At 67.8% G+C, this 18,179-nt stretch carries 18 protein-coding genes; 16 read left to right on the top strand and 2 right to left on the bottom strand.

Annotated features, from left to right (window positions below; genetic code table 11):
- Positions 1 to 57: 57 nt before the first annotated feature.
- The 8 genes from ACUWEX_RS14220 to ACUWEX_RS14185 all read left to right on the top strand — a co-directional run bounded on the left by ACUWEX_RS14220 (position 58) and on the right by ACUWEX_RS14185 (position 8,050).
- On the top strand, positions 58 to 450 hold the full coding sequence (locus ACUWEX_RS14220; protein ID WP_234991270.1) for an L-rhamnose mutarotase: 393 nt from the start codon (positions 58 to 60) through the stop codon (positions 448 to 450).
- On the top strand, positions 447 to 1,334 hold the full coding sequence (locus ACUWEX_RS14215; RefSeq protein WP_079728809.1) for an amidohydrolase family protein: 888 nt from the start codon (positions 447 to 449) through the stop codon (positions 1,332 to 1,334). Before ACUWEX_RS14220 ends, ACUWEX_RS14215 begins: the two co-directional genes overlap by 4 nt.
- Positions 1,335 to 1,590: 256 nt before the next feature.
- Positions 1,591 to 2,937, top strand: a complete 1,347-nt coding sequence (locus ACUWEX_RS14210) for an ABC transporter substrate-binding protein (protein ID WP_079728808.1) — start codon at positions 1,591 to 1,593, stop codon at positions 2,935 to 2,937.
- 202 nt (positions 2,938 to 3,139) lie between these two features.
- Complete coding sequence (locus ACUWEX_RS14205) at positions 3,140 to 4,132, top strand: carbohydrate ABC transporter permease (RefSeq protein ID WP_445996669.1); 993 nt, start codon at positions 3,140 to 3,142, stop codon at positions 4,130 to 4,132.
- Positions 4,132 to 5,106 carry a carbohydrate ABC transporter permease gene (locus ACUWEX_RS14200; RefSeq protein WP_079728806.1) on the top strand — a complete coding sequence of 325 codons (975 nt, stop codon included), beginning with the start codon at positions 4,132 to 4,134 and terminating at the stop codon, positions 5,104 to 5,106. Before ACUWEX_RS14205 ends, ACUWEX_RS14200 begins: the two co-directional genes overlap by 1 nt.
- A 3-nt stretch (positions 5,107 to 5,109) precedes the next feature.
- Positions 5,110 to 6,384: a Gfo/Idh/MocA family protein gene (locus tag ACUWEX_RS14195; protein ID WP_445996668.1), complete on the top strand. Its 1,275-nt coding sequence runs from the start codon at positions 5,110 to 5,112 to the stop codon at positions 6,382 to 6,384.
- A complete protein-coding gene (locus ACUWEX_RS14190) occupies positions 6,381 to 7,280 on the top strand; it encodes a fumarylacetoacetate hydrolase family protein (RefSeq protein ID WP_445996667.1) in 900 nt (299 codons plus the stop codon). The genes ACUWEX_RS14195 and ACUWEX_RS14190 overlap by 4 nt, the downstream gene beginning before the upstream one ends.
- A complete protein-coding gene (locus ACUWEX_RS14185) occupies positions 7,277 to 8,050 on the top strand; it encodes an SDR family NAD(P)-dependent oxidoreductase (protein ID WP_445996666.1) in 774 nt (257 codons plus the stop codon). The genes ACUWEX_RS14190 and ACUWEX_RS14185 overlap by 4 nt, the downstream gene beginning before the upstream one ends.
- Positions 8,051 to 8,129: 79 nt before the next feature.
- Here ACUWEX_RS14185 and ACUWEX_RS14180 read toward each other — a convergent pair whose 3' ends face one another.
- Positions 8,130 to 9,464 (bottom strand): MFS transporter, encoded by a 1,335-nt coding sequence (locus ACUWEX_RS14180; RefSeq protein WP_445996665.1) that lies wholly within the window; start codon positions 9,462 to 9,464, stop codon positions 8,130 to 8,132.
- A 331-nt stretch (positions 9,465 to 9,795) separates the two neighbouring features.
- Complete coding sequence (locus tag ACUWEX_RS14175; protein ID WP_079728802.1) at positions 9,796 to 10,383, bottom strand: TM2 domain-containing protein; 588 nt, start codon at positions 10,381 to 10,383, stop codon at positions 9,796 to 9,798.
- A 204-nt stretch (positions 10,384 to 10,587) separates the two neighbouring features.
- Between ACUWEX_RS14175 and dnaK the strand changes: the two genes are divergently transcribed.
- The 8 genes from dnaK (at position 10,588) to ACUWEX_RS14135 (ending at position 18,047) form a co-directional block, all read left to right on the top strand.
- Positions 10,588 to 12,462 (top strand): molecular chaperone DnaK, encoded by a 1,875-nt coding sequence (gene dnaK, locus ACUWEX_RS14170; protein WP_077054710.1) that lies wholly within the window; start codon positions 10,588 to 10,590, stop codon positions 12,460 to 12,462.
- Between the two features lie 3 nt (positions 12,463 to 12,465).
- Positions 12,466 to 13,170: a nucleotide exchange factor GrpE gene (locus ACUWEX_RS14165; protein WP_445996664.1), complete on the top strand. Its 705-nt coding sequence runs from the start codon at positions 12,466 to 12,468 to the stop codon at positions 13,168 to 13,170.
- A 5-nt stretch (positions 13,171 to 13,175) separates the two neighbouring features.
- Positions 13,176 to 14,165, top strand: a complete 990-nt coding sequence (locus ACUWEX_RS14160) for a DnaJ C-terminal domain-containing protein (protein WP_079728800.1) — start codon at positions 13,176 to 13,178, stop codon at positions 14,163 to 14,165.
- Between the two features lie 107 nt (positions 14,166 to 14,272).
- Positions 14,273 to 14,701 (top strand): heat shock protein transcriptional repressor HspR, encoded by a 429-nt coding sequence (locus tag ACUWEX_RS14155; protein ID WP_079728799.1) that lies wholly within the window; start codon positions 14,273 to 14,275, stop codon positions 14,699 to 14,701.
- A gap of 70 nt (positions 14,702 to 14,771) precedes the next feature.
- Positions 14,772 to 15,533, top strand: a complete 762-nt coding sequence (locus ACUWEX_RS14150) for a DsbA family protein (protein WP_445996663.1) — start codon at positions 14,772 to 14,774, stop codon at positions 15,531 to 15,533.
- Between the two features lie 48 nt (positions 15,534 to 15,581).
- Entirely contained in the window at positions 15,582 to 16,892 is a 1,311-nt protein-coding gene (locus tag ACUWEX_RS14145) for a class I SAM-dependent methyltransferase (protein ID WP_445996662.1), read from the top strand.
- A gap of 4 nt (positions 16,893 to 16,896) precedes the next feature.
- Positions 16,897 to 17,193, top strand: a complete 297-nt coding sequence (gene clpS, locus ACUWEX_RS14140; protein ID WP_079728797.1) for an ATP-dependent Clp protease adapter ClpS — start codon at positions 16,897 to 16,899, stop codon at positions 17,191 to 17,193.
- Complete coding sequence (locus tag ACUWEX_RS14135; protein WP_445996661.1) at positions 17,190 to 18,047, top strand: DUF2017 family protein; 858 nt, start codon at positions 17,190 to 17,192, stop codon at positions 18,045 to 18,047. Before clpS ends, ACUWEX_RS14135 begins: the two co-directional genes overlap by 4 nt.
- Positions 18,048 to 18,179: the final 132 nt, after the last annotated feature.

Genomic DNA, 18,179 nt, shown 5'->3' with positions numbered 1-18,179 from the left:
CCTGCGCCCCCAGCCAGCCGCTTTACCCCGCCGCCCGGCCCAACGAAGGAGTTGCCCGTGGAAACGATCGCCCTGCACACCCGACTCGCCCCCGGCAAGGAGGCGGACTACGACCGCATCCACGCCGTCATTCCGCCCGAACTGGACGTCGCCCTGCGCGAGGCCGGCGTGCTCGACTGGCGGATCTGGCGCTCGGGGCTCGACCTCTTCCACGTGGTGGACTGCGAGGACTATGCGGCCATGCGGGCGTTCTTGCGCGAGCATCCGGCTAACGTGCCGTGGCAGGCGCGCATGGGGGAGTTGCTCGACGTGCCCGACGATTATTCGGGTGGCGACAGCGGCATTCCGCAGGTGTGGCAGCTGCCGGCCGAGCCGGTCGAACCCGCTGCGCACGCCGCGTCCGCTGCGCCTGTCGTGCCCGCTGCGCCCGCCGACGGGAGCGCCCGGTGATCATCGACGCCCACCAGCACGTCTGGAACCTCGACCGCGCGAGCTACCCGTGGCTCGGGCCGGAGCACGGGCCCATCAACCGCACGATCGAGTTCGACGAGCTGCGCCCGCACCTGCGCGCGGCGGGTGTCGACGCCACGGTGCTCGTGCAATCCGCCGACAACGACGCCGACACCGACTACATGCTGGATGTCGCGGCGAGAAACCGCGAGGTCGCGGCCGTCGTCGTGTCGGTTCCGCTCGAGCATCCGCGCCGCGCGGCCGCCCGCCTCGACGAGGTGCGCCGCAACCCGCACGTCGTGGGTGTGCGCAACCTCATCCACGACCTGCCCGACCCCGAGTGGCTGCTCCGTCCGGACGTAGATGAGGGGCTCTCGGTTCTCGAACGAGCGGATGTCACGTTCGACCTCGTTTCGGTGCTGCCGCAGCACCTGGAGTTGCTGCCGACGCTGGGGGAGCGGCATCCGAATCTCAGGATCGTGATCGACCACCTCTCGAAGCCGCCGATCGGCCTCGGCGCGGATGATCGCGAGCCCTGGTGGTCGCTCATCGAACGCGCCGCCGAGAACCCGCTCGTGCACGCGAAGGTCTCGGGGCTCTACTCGGCCGTGCCCGGGCGCATGGCCGACTGGACGCCCGACGACATCCGCCCCTTCTTCGACCGTGCGCTCGAACTCTTCGGGCCCGACCGCCTCATGTATGGCGGCGACTGGCCCATCTCGGTGCTCGCGGGCGACTACGAGCGCGTGTGGGAGGGGCTGCGTGAGGTCACTTCGGGCCTCGGCGCCGCCGATCGCGACCGCATCTTCGGGGGCACGGCCGCCGAGTTCTATCGCATCGACGCGGGGTTGCTCGAGCGCGCGGAGGCTGCATCCGCCGATTAGTCGAATGTCTGACGTGAGGCGAGCGGTGAAAAAGCCCCAAATTGGCCCGCACGAAACGCCAGACAACCCTTTGCCGCCCGATTCATCTGATGTATGCTCGCAGCGAGGACGCGATCTCCGCCCCTCACCCGATGTGAACAAACGATTGACCACGCGCATCCCGCTGATATAACGTTTGATCACGCCACACAGATCGGCCCTCACCCCGTGCGCACGAAGCAGTGCCCGCGGTCCCGTTCACACTGAAGGAGCGTCAATGAAGACCTCGACCCCCCGGCACCGCCGGGTTCTGAAAGGCGCTGCCGGAATCGGCGTCGCCCTCACCATGCTGGCCGTCACCGCGTGCAGCGGCGGCGGATCGACGGGCGGCGGCGCCGATGCGCAGACCGACTCGGGCGGAGCAATCACCGTCTGGGTCGACCCGCCCCGCGTGCCCGCGGCCGACGCCTTCAAGAAGGCGCACCCCGAGATCGACGTCACCGTCAACCAGATCGACGGCACCGTCGGCGGCAAGAGCGTGCAGCAGCAATTCGCGCAGTTCGACCAGGCCGGCAAGGGCTGGCCCGACGCCATCTTCTTCCCCTCGAACGACGACATCGCGTGGGCCACGAGCTCGCAGTCGAACTACGCCGCCGACCTCACCGACATCATGGCCGACACCATCGAGGGCTACGACCCGGCCGTGCTCTCCATGTGCAACTTCGACGACAAGATCCGCTGCCTGCGCAACGACGCCGCCCCGGACGTGTTCTGGTACAACAAGAAGTTCTTCGACGAGAACGGCTACACCGTCCCCACCACGTGGGAGGAGTACTCCGAGCTGGCCGTGAAGATCGCCGCCGAGCACCCCGGCAAGATCTCGGGCTTCACGGGCGACGCCTACGCCCCCGACCGCTACCTGTGGGCCAGCGGCTGCCCGACCAACGACCGCAAGTCCGAGACCGAGGTGCACATCAACCTCAGCGACGAGAAGTGCACGCGGGCCCAAGATCTCCTCGCCACGATGTACGACGGCAAGGCACTCTCCACGCTCGGCATCTTCGACGCGGATGCCGCGACCGTCGGCCCCGACATGGTCATGAGCCCCGGCGCCCTCTGGTGGGGCGACTACCTCTTCAACCAGACCTGGAAGATCCCGGCGGGCGAGATGTCGGCCGTCGCACCCCTCGCATTCGACGGCGACTCCAAGCCCTCCGCTGGCAACGAGGGTGGCGGCCTGTGGGGCATGTCGAGCCACATCAAGGGCAAGCAGCTCGAGAACGCGAAGATCTTCATGAAGTTCGTCGCCACCGACCCGGCCTGGCAGGTCGACCTGTCGACCGGTCTTCCCGGCTACGGCCCGGTGCAGGATGCCTGGATCGAGAAGCAGAAGTCGGCCAACTACTTCGCCGACAACGACACCACTTTCGCAGCCTTCAAGGAAGCGGCCTCGGCCGTTCCGGGTGACCACTCCTACATGCTCTACAACACGGGCGGCATCTGGACCGAGACCATGGCACCGTCGCTCGTCTCGGGCAACTCGTTCGACGACGCGTGGAAGAAGTTCAGCGATGAACTCGTCAACCAGGCGAAGACGTTCGGTTACACGATCACCGAGAAGTAAGACGCGCGTCGAGGCATCCGGCTCCCCCGACCGGATGCCTCGACGCTGCGACTCTCCCCGCATCACCGCACCGCCGCATCACCCGCACCGCCGCATCACCGCACCGCCGCATCACCCGCACCGCCGCACCACCCGCACCGCCGCACGACCCACACCCCACTGCTCCAGCCCGCTGTTCCAGCGACACATCGAGGAAGATGTCATGAGCCAAGGCACCATCGCCCCGCCCCAGGCGGAGGCCCAGCCGCAGCCACCCGGCCGCGGCCTGCGCACCAAACGCCAGAGCGCGGCCGGTCGCCGCAAGCTGCACCAGCGGGAGGTGCGCGGGGCCTGGACCCTGCTGAGCCCCTACATGGTGCTGCTGCTCATCGGTGGAATCATCCCCATCTTCTATGCGGTCTACACCGCGCTGCAGCGGCCGGCAACGCCCGTGCAACCCGAGGGCGGCTTTGGCGGCATCTCGAGCTTCGTCACGGTCTTCTCCGACTTCCGCTTCTGGCAGACCTTCGGCAACATCTTCAGCGTTCTCATCGTCTGGCTGCCCATCATGATGCTCGGCATCGTGGGCCTCGCGCTGCTCGTGCACGCCAGCCCCGGCCGCTTCGGCAACACCATGCGGTTCCTCTATTACATCCCCGGTGCGCTCGCGGGCATCGCGAACCTCGTGCTGTGGGTCTACCTGCTGAACCCCGCGCAGTCGCCCATCGCCGGGCTCTGGAACGTCATGGGCCTCGACACCATCAAGGCCGTCGTCGCGACCGACGGCAACCTCCCCTTCATCCTGGCCGGCATGCTCTTCTTCCAGGGCATCGGCACGTGGATCGTGGTCGTCAACGGCGGCCTCAACGGCATTCCGGATGAGGTGCTCGAGGCGGCTTCGATCGACGGCGCCAACGCGTGGCACACCGCCTGGCACGTGAAGCTGCCCATCATCCGGCCCTGGATCGGGTATGCGGCGCTCATGAACCTGGCCTACGGGTTCCAGCTGTTCCTCGAACCGCAGCTGCTCGACCAGGTGTCGTCGAACGCCCTGCCCGACCAGACGACCCCCACCCAGCTCGGCTACGCGTTCGCGTTCTCGAACTACAACTTCCCGGCCGCAGCGGCGATGTCCCTCATCCTGCTCGTCATCACCCTCGGAATCGGCCTGCTCATCGTGTTCCGCAGCGGCCTGTTCGGCGAGGAGGAGAAATAATGTCACTCGTCAAGGCCAAACCGCAGAAGCGCGCCAAGACCGCCCACCAGGAGGCGCTCGCCGGCCCCGTCGGCAGCAACCAGATGAGCGTGGGCCGGGTCGCCCGCGTCGCGACCATGCTCTTCGTCGCCGCCATCTTCATCGTGCCCATCATCGGCTTCGTCGCCATGGCGTTCCGCGACCAGGACGAGGTCGCGGCCGGCGAGGGCGGCATCCTCGGGCTCGGCGGCGTCTCGTGGGACAACGTCGTCTACAGCTGGTCGCAGGTCAACGGCTTCGGGCCGGGCGAGGGCGGGCTGTTCCTGCAGTGGGTCGGCAACTCCCTCTTCGTCGCCGTGATCGGAGCGATCCTCGCGGTCGTCGCCGCCATCCCCGCCGGTTATGCGCTCGCGCGCCTGCGGTTCCGCTTTCGCCGCACCGTGCTCTTCGTCACGCTGCTCGCGATGGTCATGCCCAACACGGTGCTCGTCATCCCGCTGTTCCTCGAGGTCAACGCCATCGGCGCCTCGGGCGAGCTGTGGCCCGTCGCCGTCATCATGGGCTTCTTCCCGTTCGGTGTGTACCTGGCCTACATCCACTTCATGACGACGATGCCTCAGGAACTCGTCGAGGCCGCGCGCATCGACGGGCTCAGCGAGATCGGCATCTTCTTCCAGGTGGCCACGCCCATCTCGAAGCAGGCCGTCGCGCTCGTCACGTTCTTCGCATTCGTCGCCAACTGGACGAACTACTTCCTGCCGCTCGCGCTGCTCAGCTCGGTGCAGGGCAACAAGACCATCTCGATCGGCCTGCAAGAGCTCATCGGGGCGTCGCCGCTGTTCAACCCGACGGTCGCGGCCGGACTCAATGTGAAGCTCTACATGCCGCAGCTGGCGCTCGCCACGTTCCTCAGCATGATCCCGTTGCTCATCGTGTTCATCGGCGCGCAGCGGTTCCTGATGCGTGGCCAGACCGTCGGCGCGGTGAAGGGCTAGCGGATGTCTGCACACACCGATCCCGTCGGCGCGCCCGCGTCTGCGTCCGCCGCCCCGGCCGAGGGCGTGCCGGGCCCCGGGGACGCCTCCGCACCCGAGTTCGTGCCCGCGTTCGCGCCATCCCCAGATCGCGCCGAGTTCCATCCGGCCGCCGCCTACACGCTCGCTCTGCCCTCGAACCCGCGACCCATCGTCATCCTGGGTGCGGGCGGAATCGTGCGGGATGCTCACCTTCCGGCCTACCGCAAGGCGGGTTACCCGGTGTTCGGCATTTACAACCGCACGGTCGCGCGCGCCGAGGCGTTGGCCGCGGAGTTCGGCGTGGAGCGCGTGTTCGGGTCGGTGGCCGAGGCCGTGGCGGCTGCGCCATCCGATGCGGTCTATGACATCGCCCTCATGCCCGAGCAATACCTCGAGGTGCTCGAGCAGCTGCCCGACGGCGCGCCCGTGCTCATTCAGAAGCCGCTCGGCAACCACCTGGCCGACGGGCGCGCCATTCTGGAGCTGTGCCGCCGCAAGAACCTGGTCGCGGCGGTCAACACGCAGCTGCGGTTCGCGCCCTATGTGGCGGCGGCCCGCGAACGCATCGCGCGCGGCGACATCGGCGAGCTCTACGACCTCGAGATCCGCGTGCAGGTGAACACGCCGTGGCAGATGTTCCCGCACGTGCTCACGCTCGACCGGCTCGAGATCAACATGCACAGCGTGCACTACATCGACCTCGTGCGGTCGTTCCTCGGAAACCCCGAGTCGGTCGCGGCGGTGACGGTGAAGCATCCCGCCAAGGCGCACGCCAATTCGCGCAGCGACATCATCCTGTACTATCCCGGCCGGCAGATCCGCGTGGTCATCTCGACCAACCACGATCACGACTACGGCGAGAAATACGAGGAGAGCTATATCAAGTGGGAGGGCACCCGCGGGGCCATCCGCGCCCAGATGGGCCTGCTGCTCGACTATCCGACGGGCGGCGAGGACCGCCTCGAGGTGCAGTACGACGATGATCACGCCGCGGGTTGGCAGCCGATCCCGTTCAAGGGCAGTTGGTTTCCGGATGCCTTCATCGGCTCGATGGGCGCCGTGCAGCGTTTCGTCGGCGGCGACGTCTCCGAGCTGCCGACCAGCGTCGACGACGTGTTCGACACCATGGCCATCGTCGAGGCGGCGTATGAGTCGTCGGCCGCGGGCGGAATTCTCCCGCCGTATCTGGCGGGGGAGCCGCAGAGCGGAGCCGACGCGACCGCAGACCCGAACGTAGAAGAGGAAGAAAGAATATGAGATTTGCCCGTTTCGGAGTGCCCGGAAGCGAAACCCCCGTCGTCGAATCGGAGGGGCGCCACTTCGACCTGTCGTCGGTGACCCCGACGATCGACCCGGCCTTCTTCGCCACGCACGCGGCCGACGACTTCGCGGCCGTGCGCGCGGCGCTCGCCGAGGGCACGCTGCCCGCCTTCGACGCGTCGGGTCAGCGCCGCGGCGCCCCGCTCGACCGGCCCGGCAAGATCGTCTGCATCGGCGTCAACTATTCCGACCACGCCGCCGAATCCAATCTGGCCGTGCCCACCGAACCCGTCGTCTTCATGAAGGACCCCTCGACCATCGTCGGTCCCGACGACGAGGTGCTCATCCCCCTGAACTCCACGAAGACCGACTGGGAGATCGAACTCGGCGTCGTCATCGGCCAGACGGCGCGCTACCTCGCCTCGCCCGACGACGCGGATGCCGTGATCGCCGGCTACGTGGTGTCGCACGACGTGTCGGAGCGCGAGTTCCAGCTCGAGCGCGGCGGCCAGTGGGACAAGGGCAAGAGCTGCGAGACCTTCAATCCGCTCGGTCCCGTGCTCGTCACGCGCGACGAGGTCGGCGACCCCCAGAACCTCCGCCTGCGCTTGAGTGTCAACGGCGTGGAGCGCCAGGATGGCTCGACCGCGGACATGATCTTCGGCATCCGACACATCGTCTGGTACCTGTCGCAATTCATGGTGCTGCGCCCCGGCGACCTGATCAACACGGGCACGCCCGCGGGTGTCGCGCTCGGCATCGAGGGCACGCCCTACCTGCGCGCGGGTGATGTGGTCGAGCTCTCGATCGACGGCCTCGGCGAGATGACCAACAAATTCGCGGATGCCTCAGCCCCCGCCTCCCCCACCACTCTCGAAGGAGCCGCACGATGAGCACCACCGAATCCACCCCGGCCGGCGAGCTGAGCGGCCTCGTCGCCGCGGTCACGGGCGGCGCCTCGGGTATCGGCCTGGCCACGGCGCAGTTGCTGGCCTCGCGCGGCGCCCAGGTCGTCGTGCTCGACCTCAACCCGCAGGATGCCCCCGCCCCGCTCGTCGGCATTGCGTGCAACGTGGGCGACCGGGCCTCGGTCACCGACGCCATCCGCGAGATCGAGTCGCGTTTCGGAGCCCTCGACATCGTCGTCAACAACGCCGGCATCTCGGCCATCGGCACGGTCGAGGACAACGACGACGACGAGTGGGCTCGCGTGTTCAACGTCAACGTCGTCGGCATGGCGCGGGTCTCGGCCGCGGCGCTGCCGCTCCTGCGCGCCTCGTCGCACGCGGCCATCGTCAACGTCTGCTCGATCGCGGCGCTGAACGGCATGCCGCAGCGCGCACTCTACGGTGCGACCAAGGGGGCCGTGCTGGCCCTCACGTTTGCGATGGCCACCGACCATGTGCGCGAGGGCGTGCGCGTCAACTGCGTCAGCCCGGGCACGGTGGCGACGCCGTTCGTGGACCGCATGCTGCAGAACTTCGCCGATCCCGTGGCCGAGCGCAAAGCCCTCGACGAGCGCCAGGCCATCGGCCGCATGGTGTCGCCCGAGGAGGTCGCCTACGCGATCGCCTATCTCGCGTCGCCGGCTGCGGCATCCACCACCGGAACGGCGCTCGACGTCGACGGCGGCGTCACCCACCTCCGCGTGCGACCTCGGTAGCAGCGGTTGCTCCCGGCAGGGGTGCCGGGTGCGGCGGTCGGTCTAGCTGGAGGCCGACCGCCTTTTCGCGCGCCCGGCGTCAGTGCTTGAGGCGGCGGCCGACGGGGATGAGGAGCGCGAGGCCGATCAGGACGACGATGATGATGCCGAGGATTCCCCAGTACTGGGCGCCGCCGATCGTCACACAGATGGCGAACGCTGTGGGGGCGAGGAATGAGACCGCGCGCCCGGTGGTGGCGTAGAGGCCGAACACTTCGCCTTCGCGGCCGGCGGGGATGACGCGCGCGAGGTAGGAGCGGGACGCCGACTGCGCGGGCCCGACGAACAGGCACAGCGCGAGGCCGAAGATCCAGAACACGGTCTGACCGCCGTCGTGCAGGAAGAACACGGCGAACCCGGCGATGACGATTCCGATGAGGGCCACGATGATGACGGGTTTCGGCCCGACTTTGTCGTCGAGCAACCCGACCGTGATGGTCGAGATGCCGGCGACCACGTTGGCGGCGATGGCGAAGATGATGACCTCGCCGGGGCTGAACCCGAACGATCCGGCCGCCAGAACGCCGCCGAACGTGAAGACGCCGGCCAGGCCATCTCGGAAGACGGCGCTCGCGAAGAGGAAGTAGACGGTGGTGCGGCTGTCTCTCCAGAGGTGGCGGATGTCTCCGGCCAGTCGTCCGTAGGAGGCGAAGAAGCCCACTTTCTCCCGCCGTGCGCCGACGCCCTTGTATTCGGGGACAGCGAAGAGCACCGGCAGCGCGAAGATGCCGAACCAGGCGGCGGCGATGAGCATGGAGACGCGGACATCCATGCCGTCGTCGCCCGTGACCCCGAAGAGGCCGACGTCGGGGCTGATGAAGCCGAAGTAGACGACGAGCAGCAGCACGATGCCGCCGATGTAGCCCATGCCCCAGCCGAAGCCCGAGACGCGGCCGAGGGTCTTGGGTGTGGAGATCTGGGCGAGCATGGCGTTGTAGTTGACGCCCGCGAACTCGAAGAACACGTTGCCGGCGGCGACGAGCAGCAGGCCGAGCCAGAGGTAGTTCTGCTCGGGTTGCACGAAGAAGAGGGCGGCCGTGATGGCGACGACGATGTAGGTGTTGACGCCGAGCCAGAATTTGCGGCGGCCCGAACTGTCGGAGCGTTGCCCGGTGACGGGCGCGAGCAGGGCGATCAGCAGGCCGGCGCCCGCGAGCGCCCAACCGAGCTGCGCCGACACGACGGTCTCGCCGCCGAACCCCTCGGCGGTGGTGAGGTAGACGGTGAAGACGAACGTGGTGACGACGGCGTTGAACGAGGCGGAACCCCAGTCCCACAGTCCCCACGCCAGCACGATTCGTTTCGGCACGGCGGCCGGTGCTTCAGCCAGGGCCGGCACGAGGGTGGGGGCACCGCTGCCCGCGAGTTCGCTCATGAGCACAGGCTACTGCGCGCGGGTTTCGCCACGGCGACCCCCACCCGAACTTTCGTCGACATTTCGCCGCGACAAAGGCGTCTGTTCTAAGATGGGCGTGAGAGCCCCGGGATTGACGGCGTACCAGCTACGGCTAGGGAAACCCCCCGGGGCCTAATTCTTTAAGAGCTGAGGCAGTGCCAGCTTTTTCAAGAGCCCTGGCACAGATTGGGCCGCGCACGTGGCGTCCCCACCCGGTGCGCGGCCCTCGGCGGGTGCCATGTTCCACGTTAGGGCAGCAAAACGGCCGCAGTTCGAGGGGTCGAACTGCGGCCGAATTGGTGCGAAAAGATTAGTTGTCGCGCAGGGGGCGACCCGATGCATCCGTGGCGAACGACTGCGCCTTCACGAGAATCATGATGCCCTCGATGAAGCCCCAGAGGGCGCCGAAACCGAAGGTGAAGATGGTCACCAGAATCTGGGCGATGCCGATGCCCACATAGCCGAGGTAGAAGCGGTGGATGCCCAAGCTGCCGAGCAGAATGCCGAGCAGGCCCGCGACCAGGCGGCTCTTGGCCTCGGGGTCATAGTAGGGCGGCGGGTAGGCGGGCTGACCGTACGGCTGCTGCTGCGGGTAGCCATAACCCTGCTGATTCGGGTCCTGCGGGTAGCCCTGCGGCCCCGGGCCCTGCTGGGGGTAGCCGTAACCCTGTTGATCGGGCTGCTGCGGGTAACCCTGCGGGGGATATCCATAACCCTGCTCGGGCTGCTGCGGGTAGGTGGGGGCGCCGTAGCCGGTTGAACCCGGGTTCTGGTCGCCGGCGGGCGGCTGCTGGCCGTAGCCCTGCTGCTCGCCCCCGTGCTCACCGAAGGGCGGCTGCTGACCGGCGCCGTTCGCACCCTCGGGGTCGTGCTGCGGGGTCTGGTTGTTGTCGCTCATGCGGTCATCCTAGCGAGACGCCGTAACGCCGAGGCGGATGATTACCCCCACAATCGGATGTCGCCCCGAAGTTGAGTCGGCAAGGCTCAAGATTCGCCGTGAGAACTTGACGCTCCGAGGCATCCGAGTAAACTTGAGTCATCGGCGCTCAACTACTGAGCAGCCGGAGAAACTTTGTTCCACCCCCTAAGGAGATAAACACACATGGCTCGAGCAGTAGGAATCGACCTCGGAACCACCAACTCTGTGGTGGCCGTCCTCGAAGGTGGAGAACCCACCGTCATCGCCAACGCCGAGGGTCTGCGCACCACCCCCTCGGTCGTCGCTTACACGAAGGATGGCGAGACCCTCGTCGGCGAGACCGCCAAGCGTCAGGCCGTCACCAACGTCGACCGCACCATCGCGTCGGTCAAGCGCCACATGGGCACCAACTGGACCTTCGCGGTCGACGACAAGAAGTACACGCCGCAGGAGATCTCGGCCCGCATCCTGGCCAAGCTGAAGCGCGACGCCGAGCAGTACCTCGGCGACACGGTCACCGACGCCGTCATCACGGTTCCCGCCTACTTCAACGACGCCGAGCGTCAGGCCACGAAGGAAGCCGGCGAGATCGCGGGCCTTAACGTGCTCCGCATCATCAACGAGCCCACCGCCGCCGCCCTGGCCTACGGCCTCGACAAGGGTAAGGAAGACGAGCTCATCCTCGTCTTCGACCTCGGTGGTGGAACATTCGACGTCTCGCTGCTCGAAGTCGGCAAGGACGAAGACTTCAGCACCATCCAGGTGCGCTCCACCTCCGGTGACAACCGCCTCGGTGGAGACGACTGGGACCAGCGCGTCGTCGACCACCTGATCAAGCGCTTCAAGGAGTCGACCGGTGTCGACGTCTCGAACGACAAGATCGCGAAGCAGCGCCTCAAGGAAGCCGCCGAGCAGGCCAAGAAGGAACTCTCCTCCTCGACCAGCACGAGCATCCAGCTGCCCTACCTGTCGCTCACCGAGAACGGCCCCGCCAACCTCGACGAGACGCTCACGCGTGCGCAGTTCGAGCAGATGACCTCCGACTTGCTCGACCGCACCAAGAAGCCGTTCGAAGACGTCATCAAAGAGGCCGGCGTGAAGGTCCAGGACATCGCGCACGTCGTGCTCGTCGGTGGATCGACCCGCATGCCCGCCGTCTCCGAGCTCGTCAAGAAGCTCACCGGCGGCCAGGAGCCCAACAAGGGTGTCAACCCGGATGAGGTCGTCGCCGTCGGTGCCGCCCTGCAGGCCGGCGTGCTGAAGGGCGAGCGCAAAGACGTTCTGCTCATCGACGTCACCCCGCTGTCCCTCGGCATCGAGACCAAGGGTGGCATCATGACGAAGCTCATCGAGCGCAACACGGCCATCCCGACCAAGCGCAGCGAGACCTTCACGACGGCCGACGACAACCAGCCGTCCGTAGCCATCCAGGTCTTCCAGGGTGAGCGCGAGTTCACGCGCGACAACAAGAACCTCGGCACCTTCGAGCTCACGGGTATCGCTCCGGCGCCCCGCGGCGTTCCGCAGGTCGAGGTCACGTTCGACATCGACGCCAACGGCATCGTGCACGTGTCCGCCAAGGACAAGGGCACCGGCAAGGAGCAGTCGATGACCATCACGGGCGGCTCGTCGCTCGCGAAGGAAGACATCGAGCGCATGGTTCGCGAAGGCGAAGAGAACGCGGCCGAAGACAAGAAGCGCCGCGAGCAGGCCGAGACGCGCAACACGGCCGAGCAGCTCGCCTACTCGATCGACAAGCTCATCAAGGAGAACGAAGACAAGCTCCCCGCCGACGTCAAGAACGACGTGCAGGGTGATGTCGACGCGCTCAAGTCCGCCCTCGCCGGCGACGATGAAGATGCCGTGAAGACCGCCTACGACAAGCTCAACGAGTCGCAGGTCAAGCTCGGCGAAGCCATCTACGCGCAGGCCCAGGCCGACGAGTCCGCTCCGGCCGCCGACGAGTCGGCGCCCACCGAGCAGGAGACCTCCTCTGACGAAGACGTCGTCGACGCCGAAGTGGTCGACGACGAGGACGACAAGAACGAGAAGAAGTAAGCAATGACCGACCAGAACCCCACCCCCGAAAACGAGGGGTCTGACGACCCCGTCGTCAACGACAAGCGCAAGATCGACCCCGAGACCGGGGCGGTTCGCGAACCGGGCGAGGGTCAGGTTGGCGGGGCGTCGGGCACCACGCCCGGCGCCCAGGACGACCAGGCCGTCGCCGATGTGCCCGGCCCCGACATCGAGGCCGAAGAGCTCATCGAGGCCGAAGGCCCCGACGTCGAGACCTCCCTGAGCGACGCCGACCTCGACTTCCTGTCGGGTCAGTCGAGCGCAGAAGATCTCGCCAACGAGCGCCTCGTCGACCTGCAGCGGGTCACGGCCGAATACGCGAACTACCGCAAGCGCACCGAGGCGAACCGCGAGGTGGAGCGCGAGCGCTCCGTCGGCGACACCGTCAAGGCGCTGCTTCCGGTGCTCGACGACCTCGACCGGGCGCAGAAGCACGGCGACCTCGAAGAGGGCGGCTCGTTCACGACCATCGCGCAGAAACTGCGCGCGGCCGTCGAGCGCCTGGGTGTGACCCCCTTCGGTGCCGCCGGTGAGGCCTTCGACCCCACCATCCACGAGGCGATCTTCCAGCAGCCGAGCCCCGACGTCACGAGCGAGCAGATCGCCGATGTCGTCGAGACCGGCTACTACGTCGGCTCCACCCTGTTGCGCGCGGCCAAAGTGGTCGTCGCCGTTCCTGCTGGGTAGGCGCGATGGCAAGTCAAGACTGGTTCGACAAGGACTTCTACAAGGTCCTCGGCGTGAAGAAAGACGTCACGCCGGCGGAACTGAAGAAGACATATCGCAAGCTGGCCCGGCAGTACCATCCTGACTCCAACCCGGGAGACACCAAGTCGGAGTCGCGCTTCAAAGAGATCAGCGAGGCCTACTCGGTTCTCAACGATCCCGAGCAGCGCAAGGAATACGACCAGATCCGCGCCATGGGCTCGGGGGCACGCTTCACCGCCCCCGGCTCGGGTGGCGGCGGCAACGGCGGATTCGACGACGTCTTCGGTGGCATGTTCGGTGGCGGTGCCCGTCAGGGGTACAGCTACCAACAGAACGGCTTCGAAGACATCCTCGGTGGCATGTTCAACAACGGCGGCGGCTTCGGCCAGCCGTCGGGCGGCTACCGCGGATTCGGCGGGCCCAGCCGTGGCCGCGACGTCACGGCGCACACCACGATCGACTTCATCACCGCCACGCAGGGCGACACCATCACCCTGCAGGGCGCCGACGGCAAGTCGATCAAGGTCAAGATTCCGGCCGGCGTGAGCGACGGTCAGAAGATCAAACTGCGCGGCAAAGGTCAGCCGTCACCCGATGGCGGCGAGCCGGGCGACATCGTGCTCACGGTGTCGGTGCGCAAGCATCCGGTATTCGAGCGCGACGGGCTCAACCTGCGCGTCACCGTTCCGATCACGTTCGTCGAGGCCACCCTCGGCGCCACGATCGAGGTGCCGACGCTGGGTGGCGACCCCGTGAAACTGCGGGTCGCACCGGGCACACCGTCGGGCCGCGTGCTGCGCGTCAAGGGCCGCGGCGTCACCACCTCCAAGGGCACCGGCGACCTGCTGGCCGTCGTGCAGGTGGCCGTGCCGTCACACCTCAGCGCCGAAGCACGCGAGGCGCTCGAGAAGTTCCACGCCACCGAACCCGCCGAGAACCCGCGCGAAGATCTGCTGCAGCGGGCCAAAGGCTAGAAGCACCACTGCGTTGGGCGGTGCACCAGAGGATGTCGACACGAGTCGTCGTCCCCGGGTGCGCCGCCCCTCGCGCATCCACGACACGCCGTTGAGAGAGGACACCGATGGACGAGAATTCCCCCGTTTTCGCGATCGCGATGGCGGCTGAACTGGCCGGGATGCACCCCCAGACCCTGCGCCAATACGACCGCCTCGGGCTGGTCTCGCCCACCCGCACCGCCGGCAAGTCCCGCCGCTACTCGATGCGCGACGTCGCCCAGCTGCGCGAGATCGCCCGGCTCAGCGCCGAAGGTGTCAGCCTCACCGGAATCTCGCGCATTCTCGCGCTCGAGAACCAGGTCACCGAGCTCACCGGCCGCGTCAGCGAACTCGAACACGCGCTCGCCGACGCCCTGCTGCGCACCCCCGGCCGTCGCATCTTCGCCGCCGGAGCCGCGGGCGACGTGGTCTCGCTGCGCAGCGGAACTCGCGCCCAGCGACGCACCGAACTCATGGTCTGGCGACCGCGCGGAGGCTCGCACACGTCGTCCTGAGTGGTGAAACTTCGGTAGGTCACAATGTTAGCGTGTGCGAAAGCAGCGCCGACCGAGACCGGAGAAGCCCATGACATCCGCCGCCACGCCCGCCCCCGAGTTCTCGCCGGGCCCGCACCCCGCCGCGCTCGCCCTCACGGCTCATGCCGCCCGGGCCGTGGCACGACGCCGGGTCATCGCGGCGGCCGCACTGCTGCTCGCCACCGTCATCAGCGTGTCCGGATGCGCGGCCGCGAAGCCCGTAGCTCCCATCATCCCGACGACCGTTCCCTCGCCGACGTCGCCCGTCGTCGACCGCGCCGTGCTCGAAGGCGACGCGCACAACACGCTCACCACCTCGGATGACGACACCGTGACGCTTGTCGAATATGCCGACTACCAGTGCCCGCCGTGCGCCCAGATCTCGGGCTTTGTCGAGCGCATCGCGAGCGAATACGACGGCCGCATCACGATCGTGGTGCGCAACTTTCCGCTCGAGATGCACGACAAGGCCGTGACGGCCGCGCGCGTCGCCGAGGCGGCCGGCCGGCAGGGCAAGTTCGCCGAGATGTATGCGGCGCTGTTCAGCGGGCAGCAGTCGTGGAAGGACCTGCCCGAAGCCGAGGCGCTGCCCATCTTCGCCGGATACGCCGCGGACCTGGGTCTCGACATGACGCGATACGCCGCAGACCTCGCCTCGCCCGAGGTTGCCGCCGTCGTGGAGAAAGACCTGGCCGACGGCACGCTCTCGGGCGTCGAGGGCACACCCACGATCTTCCTCAACGGCCAACGCATCAACCTGTGGACGTACGAGCAGATGAAGTCGACGATCGATCGCGTTCTGAGCGAGTAGGCGTTCATTGGCGGCCCCCGCGGGGGCGTGCGGCGGCTAGCCTGGAGTGTGCCCGAGTTCGACTTCGACGCCCTGCGCCGCGCCCCCGATGTGGAGGCGCCCAACCTTTTTGCCGTCGACCCGACCGACCGCTTCATCCTCGACGAGGCCGCCGAGCTGATCGAGGCCGCGACCGCCGGCTCGGTCGTGGTCGCGAACGACCGTTACGGCGCGCTCACTCTCGGCGCCATCGCCGTGCACGGCGCCCACGAGGTGCGTGTGCACCAGGACGCCTACTCGGGTGAGCTGGCCCTCCGCCGCAACGCTGAAGCGCAGGGCATCGCGTCAACCGCATTCGGGTCCATGGATGTCGAACCCTCCCTCGTCGACGGCGCCCGCGTCGTCCTCCTTCAACTCCCGCGCCAGCTGGATGCCCTCGACGAACTCGCCGCCCTCATCGCGCGCACGGCCGACCCCGACGTCGTCGTCATCGCCGGCGGACGCATCAAACACATGAGCATGGCCATGAACGAGGTGCTCTCGAAGCACTTCGGCGACGTGCGCGTGTCCCGGGCGCGCCAGAAGTCGCGCCTGCTGATCGCGAGCAAGCCGCGGGTTGCAGGCGCGGTTTCCGCCGATGCCGATGCCGATGCCGATGCTGATGCGGATGTCGACGCTGATGCCGATGTCGACGCGATCAGGTTCATGAGTACAGAGGCGGGCGAGGCCACGACCGGGACGGCCACACGCGAGGACATCAAGGGTCGATCCCCTCTCACCCTCGCGTCCCGCCACGACGACGCCCTCGACCTCTGGGTCGCCGCCGCCGGCGCCGCTTTCGGTGGCACGCGCGTCGATATCGGCACGCGCTACCTGCTCGAGTTCCTCCCGGACATGGCGCCCGACGCACGGCACGCCATCGATCTGGGTTGTGGCACCGGCATCCTGGCGACCTCGCTTGCCCGCGCCAGACCAGAGTTGCGCGTGATCGCCACGGACCAGTCAGCTGCGGCCGTGCGCTCGGCCCGCGAGACCGCCCGCCTGAACGGCGTCGCCGACCGCGTGGAGGTGGTGCGCGACGACGCCCTCGCCTCTCAACCCGACGCGTCGGCCGACCTGATCGTGCTGAACCCGCCGTTCCACGTGGGCTCGACGGTGCACGCGGGCATCGCGCTCAAACTCTTCGCCGACGCATCCCGCGTGCTGAAGCCCGGCGGCGAGCTGTGGACGGTCTGGAACACCCACCTCGGCTACCGCCCGGCCCTCGAACGCCTCGTCGGCCCCACCGAGCAGCGCGGCCGGAACACCAAGTTCACGGTCACGCGCTCGCGCGCCCGAAATCAACCCGGTCGCGCCGTTCCGCCGACCGTGCGAAGCTGAAGACATGGATTTTGCCACGCCCGACCTCGACACCGAACAGGGTGTCGACCTGGCCTCGGCGCTCTCGCGGCCGTGGCAGGTCGTGGTGTGGAACGACCCGGTCAACCTGATGTCCTACGTCTCCTACGTGTTCCGCAGCTATTTCGGCTACAGCCGCGAACAGGCCGAGGCCCTCATGCTGGCCGTGCACAACGACGGCCGCGCGGTCGTGGCCACGGGCAACCGTGAAGAGATGGAACGTCACGTCGAGGCGCTGCACGACTTCGGCCTGTGGGCGACGCTGTCGCGGGTCGAGGAATGAAGGGTTTCAGCGCCCTCGCCGACGGGCTGCTCGCGGCCGAGTTGACGCCGGGCGAGGTCATGTTGCTGGCCGACCTGGGCATGCAGTTCCGGTCGCTGCTCGAGGCCGTGAGCGAGCGGGCTCGGGATGACTCGGGCGACGGTTTTCACGAAGACGAGGCCGCACGCATCCTGGGGTCGCGGGGCTGGGGTTCCGGCTCGACGGGCTCGAAAGGCGCGGCCGGTGCAGATGATGAAGCTTGCGCGGTCGGTGCAGATGGGTCGGCGGGTGCATATGGTTCTGCCGACGCCGACGCCGACGCCGACGCCGACGCCGACGCCGACGCCGACGCCGACGCCGACGCCGACGCGGATTCCGGCACATTCTTCGACCCCGACGCCGAATTCGGCGACGATGACGGCCGCATCTTCGCGGACGTTTCCGAGGGGGACCTCGACCCGGTCTGGGACGACCCGGCCGTGCGGCGGCTCTTTCCCGACGCCTACCCGGAGGACCCCGAGGCATCCGTCGATTTCCGGCGCTACACGATCGAATCGTCGACCGATCGCAAGCTGCAGAACGTGGAAGACCTGATCGCGTCGCTCGTGAACGGGCGCGACCCCGAGGCGATCGCCGCGACCCTGTCGGGCGCCGACGATGTGCTTGTGCGGCTGAACCCGGCGCAGGTGCAGGCGTGGATTCGCTCGCTGACCGACCTGCGGCTGACGCTCGCCGCCCGCCTCGGCATCGAGGAAGACGGCGACGAACCCGAGCCGACCGACGAAGACGCCGCGGCCATCTTCGACATCTACGACTGGCTGGGCTGGGTGCAGGACTCGCTGGTCACGGCGCTCTCGGAGAGCCTGCCGGCCTAAGGCGCGCCGCGTCCTGGCGGGCACCCTGCTCGACAAGGCCAGGCCGACGAACCCGGCCCGACGAACCCGGCTGGACGAACGCGGCCGGCGAACCCGGCCCCCACGAACACAGGGGCCCAACGAGTTCTCACC

This window comes from Okibacterium fritillariae (assembly GCF_052783725.1).
The sequence above is the reverse complement of the archived record's forward strand: the minus strand, read 5'-3'. Positions and strand labels throughout refer to the sequence as shown.

Coding starts and splice junctions, on each gene's coding strand:
- ACUWEX_RS14150 (WP_445996663.1), top strand. CDS start 14,772: ATGACATCCGCCGCCACGCCCGCCCCCGAGTTCTCGCCGGGCCCGCAC.
- ACUWEX_RS14165 (WP_445996664.1), top strand. CDS start 12,466: ATGACCGACCAGAACCCCACCCCCGAAAACGAGGGGTCTGACGACCCC.
- ACUWEX_RS14175 (WP_079728802.1), bottom strand. CDS start 10,383: ATGAGCGACAACAACCAGACCCCGCAGCACGACCCCGAGGGTGCGAAC.
- ACUWEX_RS14185 (WP_445996666.1), top strand. CDS start 7,277: ATGAGCACCACCGAATCCACCCCGGCCGGCGAGCTGAGCGGCCTCGTC.
- ACUWEX_RS14190 (WP_445996667.1), top strand. CDS start 6,381: ATGAGATTTGCCCGTTTCGGAGTGCCCGGAAGCGAAACCCCCGTCGTC.
- ACUWEX_RS14155 (WP_079728799.1), top strand. CDS start 14,273: ATGGACGAGAATTCCCCCGTTTTCGCGATCGCGATGGCGGCTGAACTG.
- ACUWEX_RS14200 (WP_079728806.1), top strand. CDS start 4,132: ATGTCACTCGTCAAGGCCAAACCGCAGAAGCGCGCCAAGACCGCCCAC.
- dnaK (WP_077054710.1), top strand. CDS start 10,588: ATGGCTCGAGCAGTAGGAATCGACCTCGGAACCACCAACTCTGTGGTG.
- ACUWEX_RS14195 (WP_445996668.1), top strand. CDS start 5,110: ATGTCTGCACACACCGATCCCGTCGGCGCGCCCGCGTCTGCGTCCGCC.
- ACUWEX_RS14205 (WP_445996669.1), top strand. CDS start 3,140: ATGAGCCAAGGCACCATCGCCCCGCCCCAGGCGGAGGCCCAGCCGCAG.
- ACUWEX_RS14210 (WP_079728808.1), top strand. CDS start 1,591: ATGAAGACCTCGACCCCCCGGCACCGCCGGGTTCTGAAAGGCGCTGCC.
- ACUWEX_RS14160 (WP_079728800.1), top strand. CDS start 13,176: ATGGCAAGTCAAGACTGGTTCGACAAGGACTTCTACAAGGTCCTCGGC.
- clpS (WP_079728797.1), top strand. CDS start 16,897: ATGGATTTTGCCACGCCCGACCTCGACACCGAACAGGGTGTCGACCTG.
- ACUWEX_RS14180 (WP_445996665.1), bottom strand. CDS start 9,464: ATGAGCGAACTCGCGGGCAGCGGTGCCCCCACCCTCGTGCCGGCCCTG.
- ACUWEX_RS14135 (WP_445996661.1), top strand. CDS start 17,190: ATGAAGGGTTTCAGCGCCCTCGCCGACGGGCTGCTCGCGGCCGAGTTG.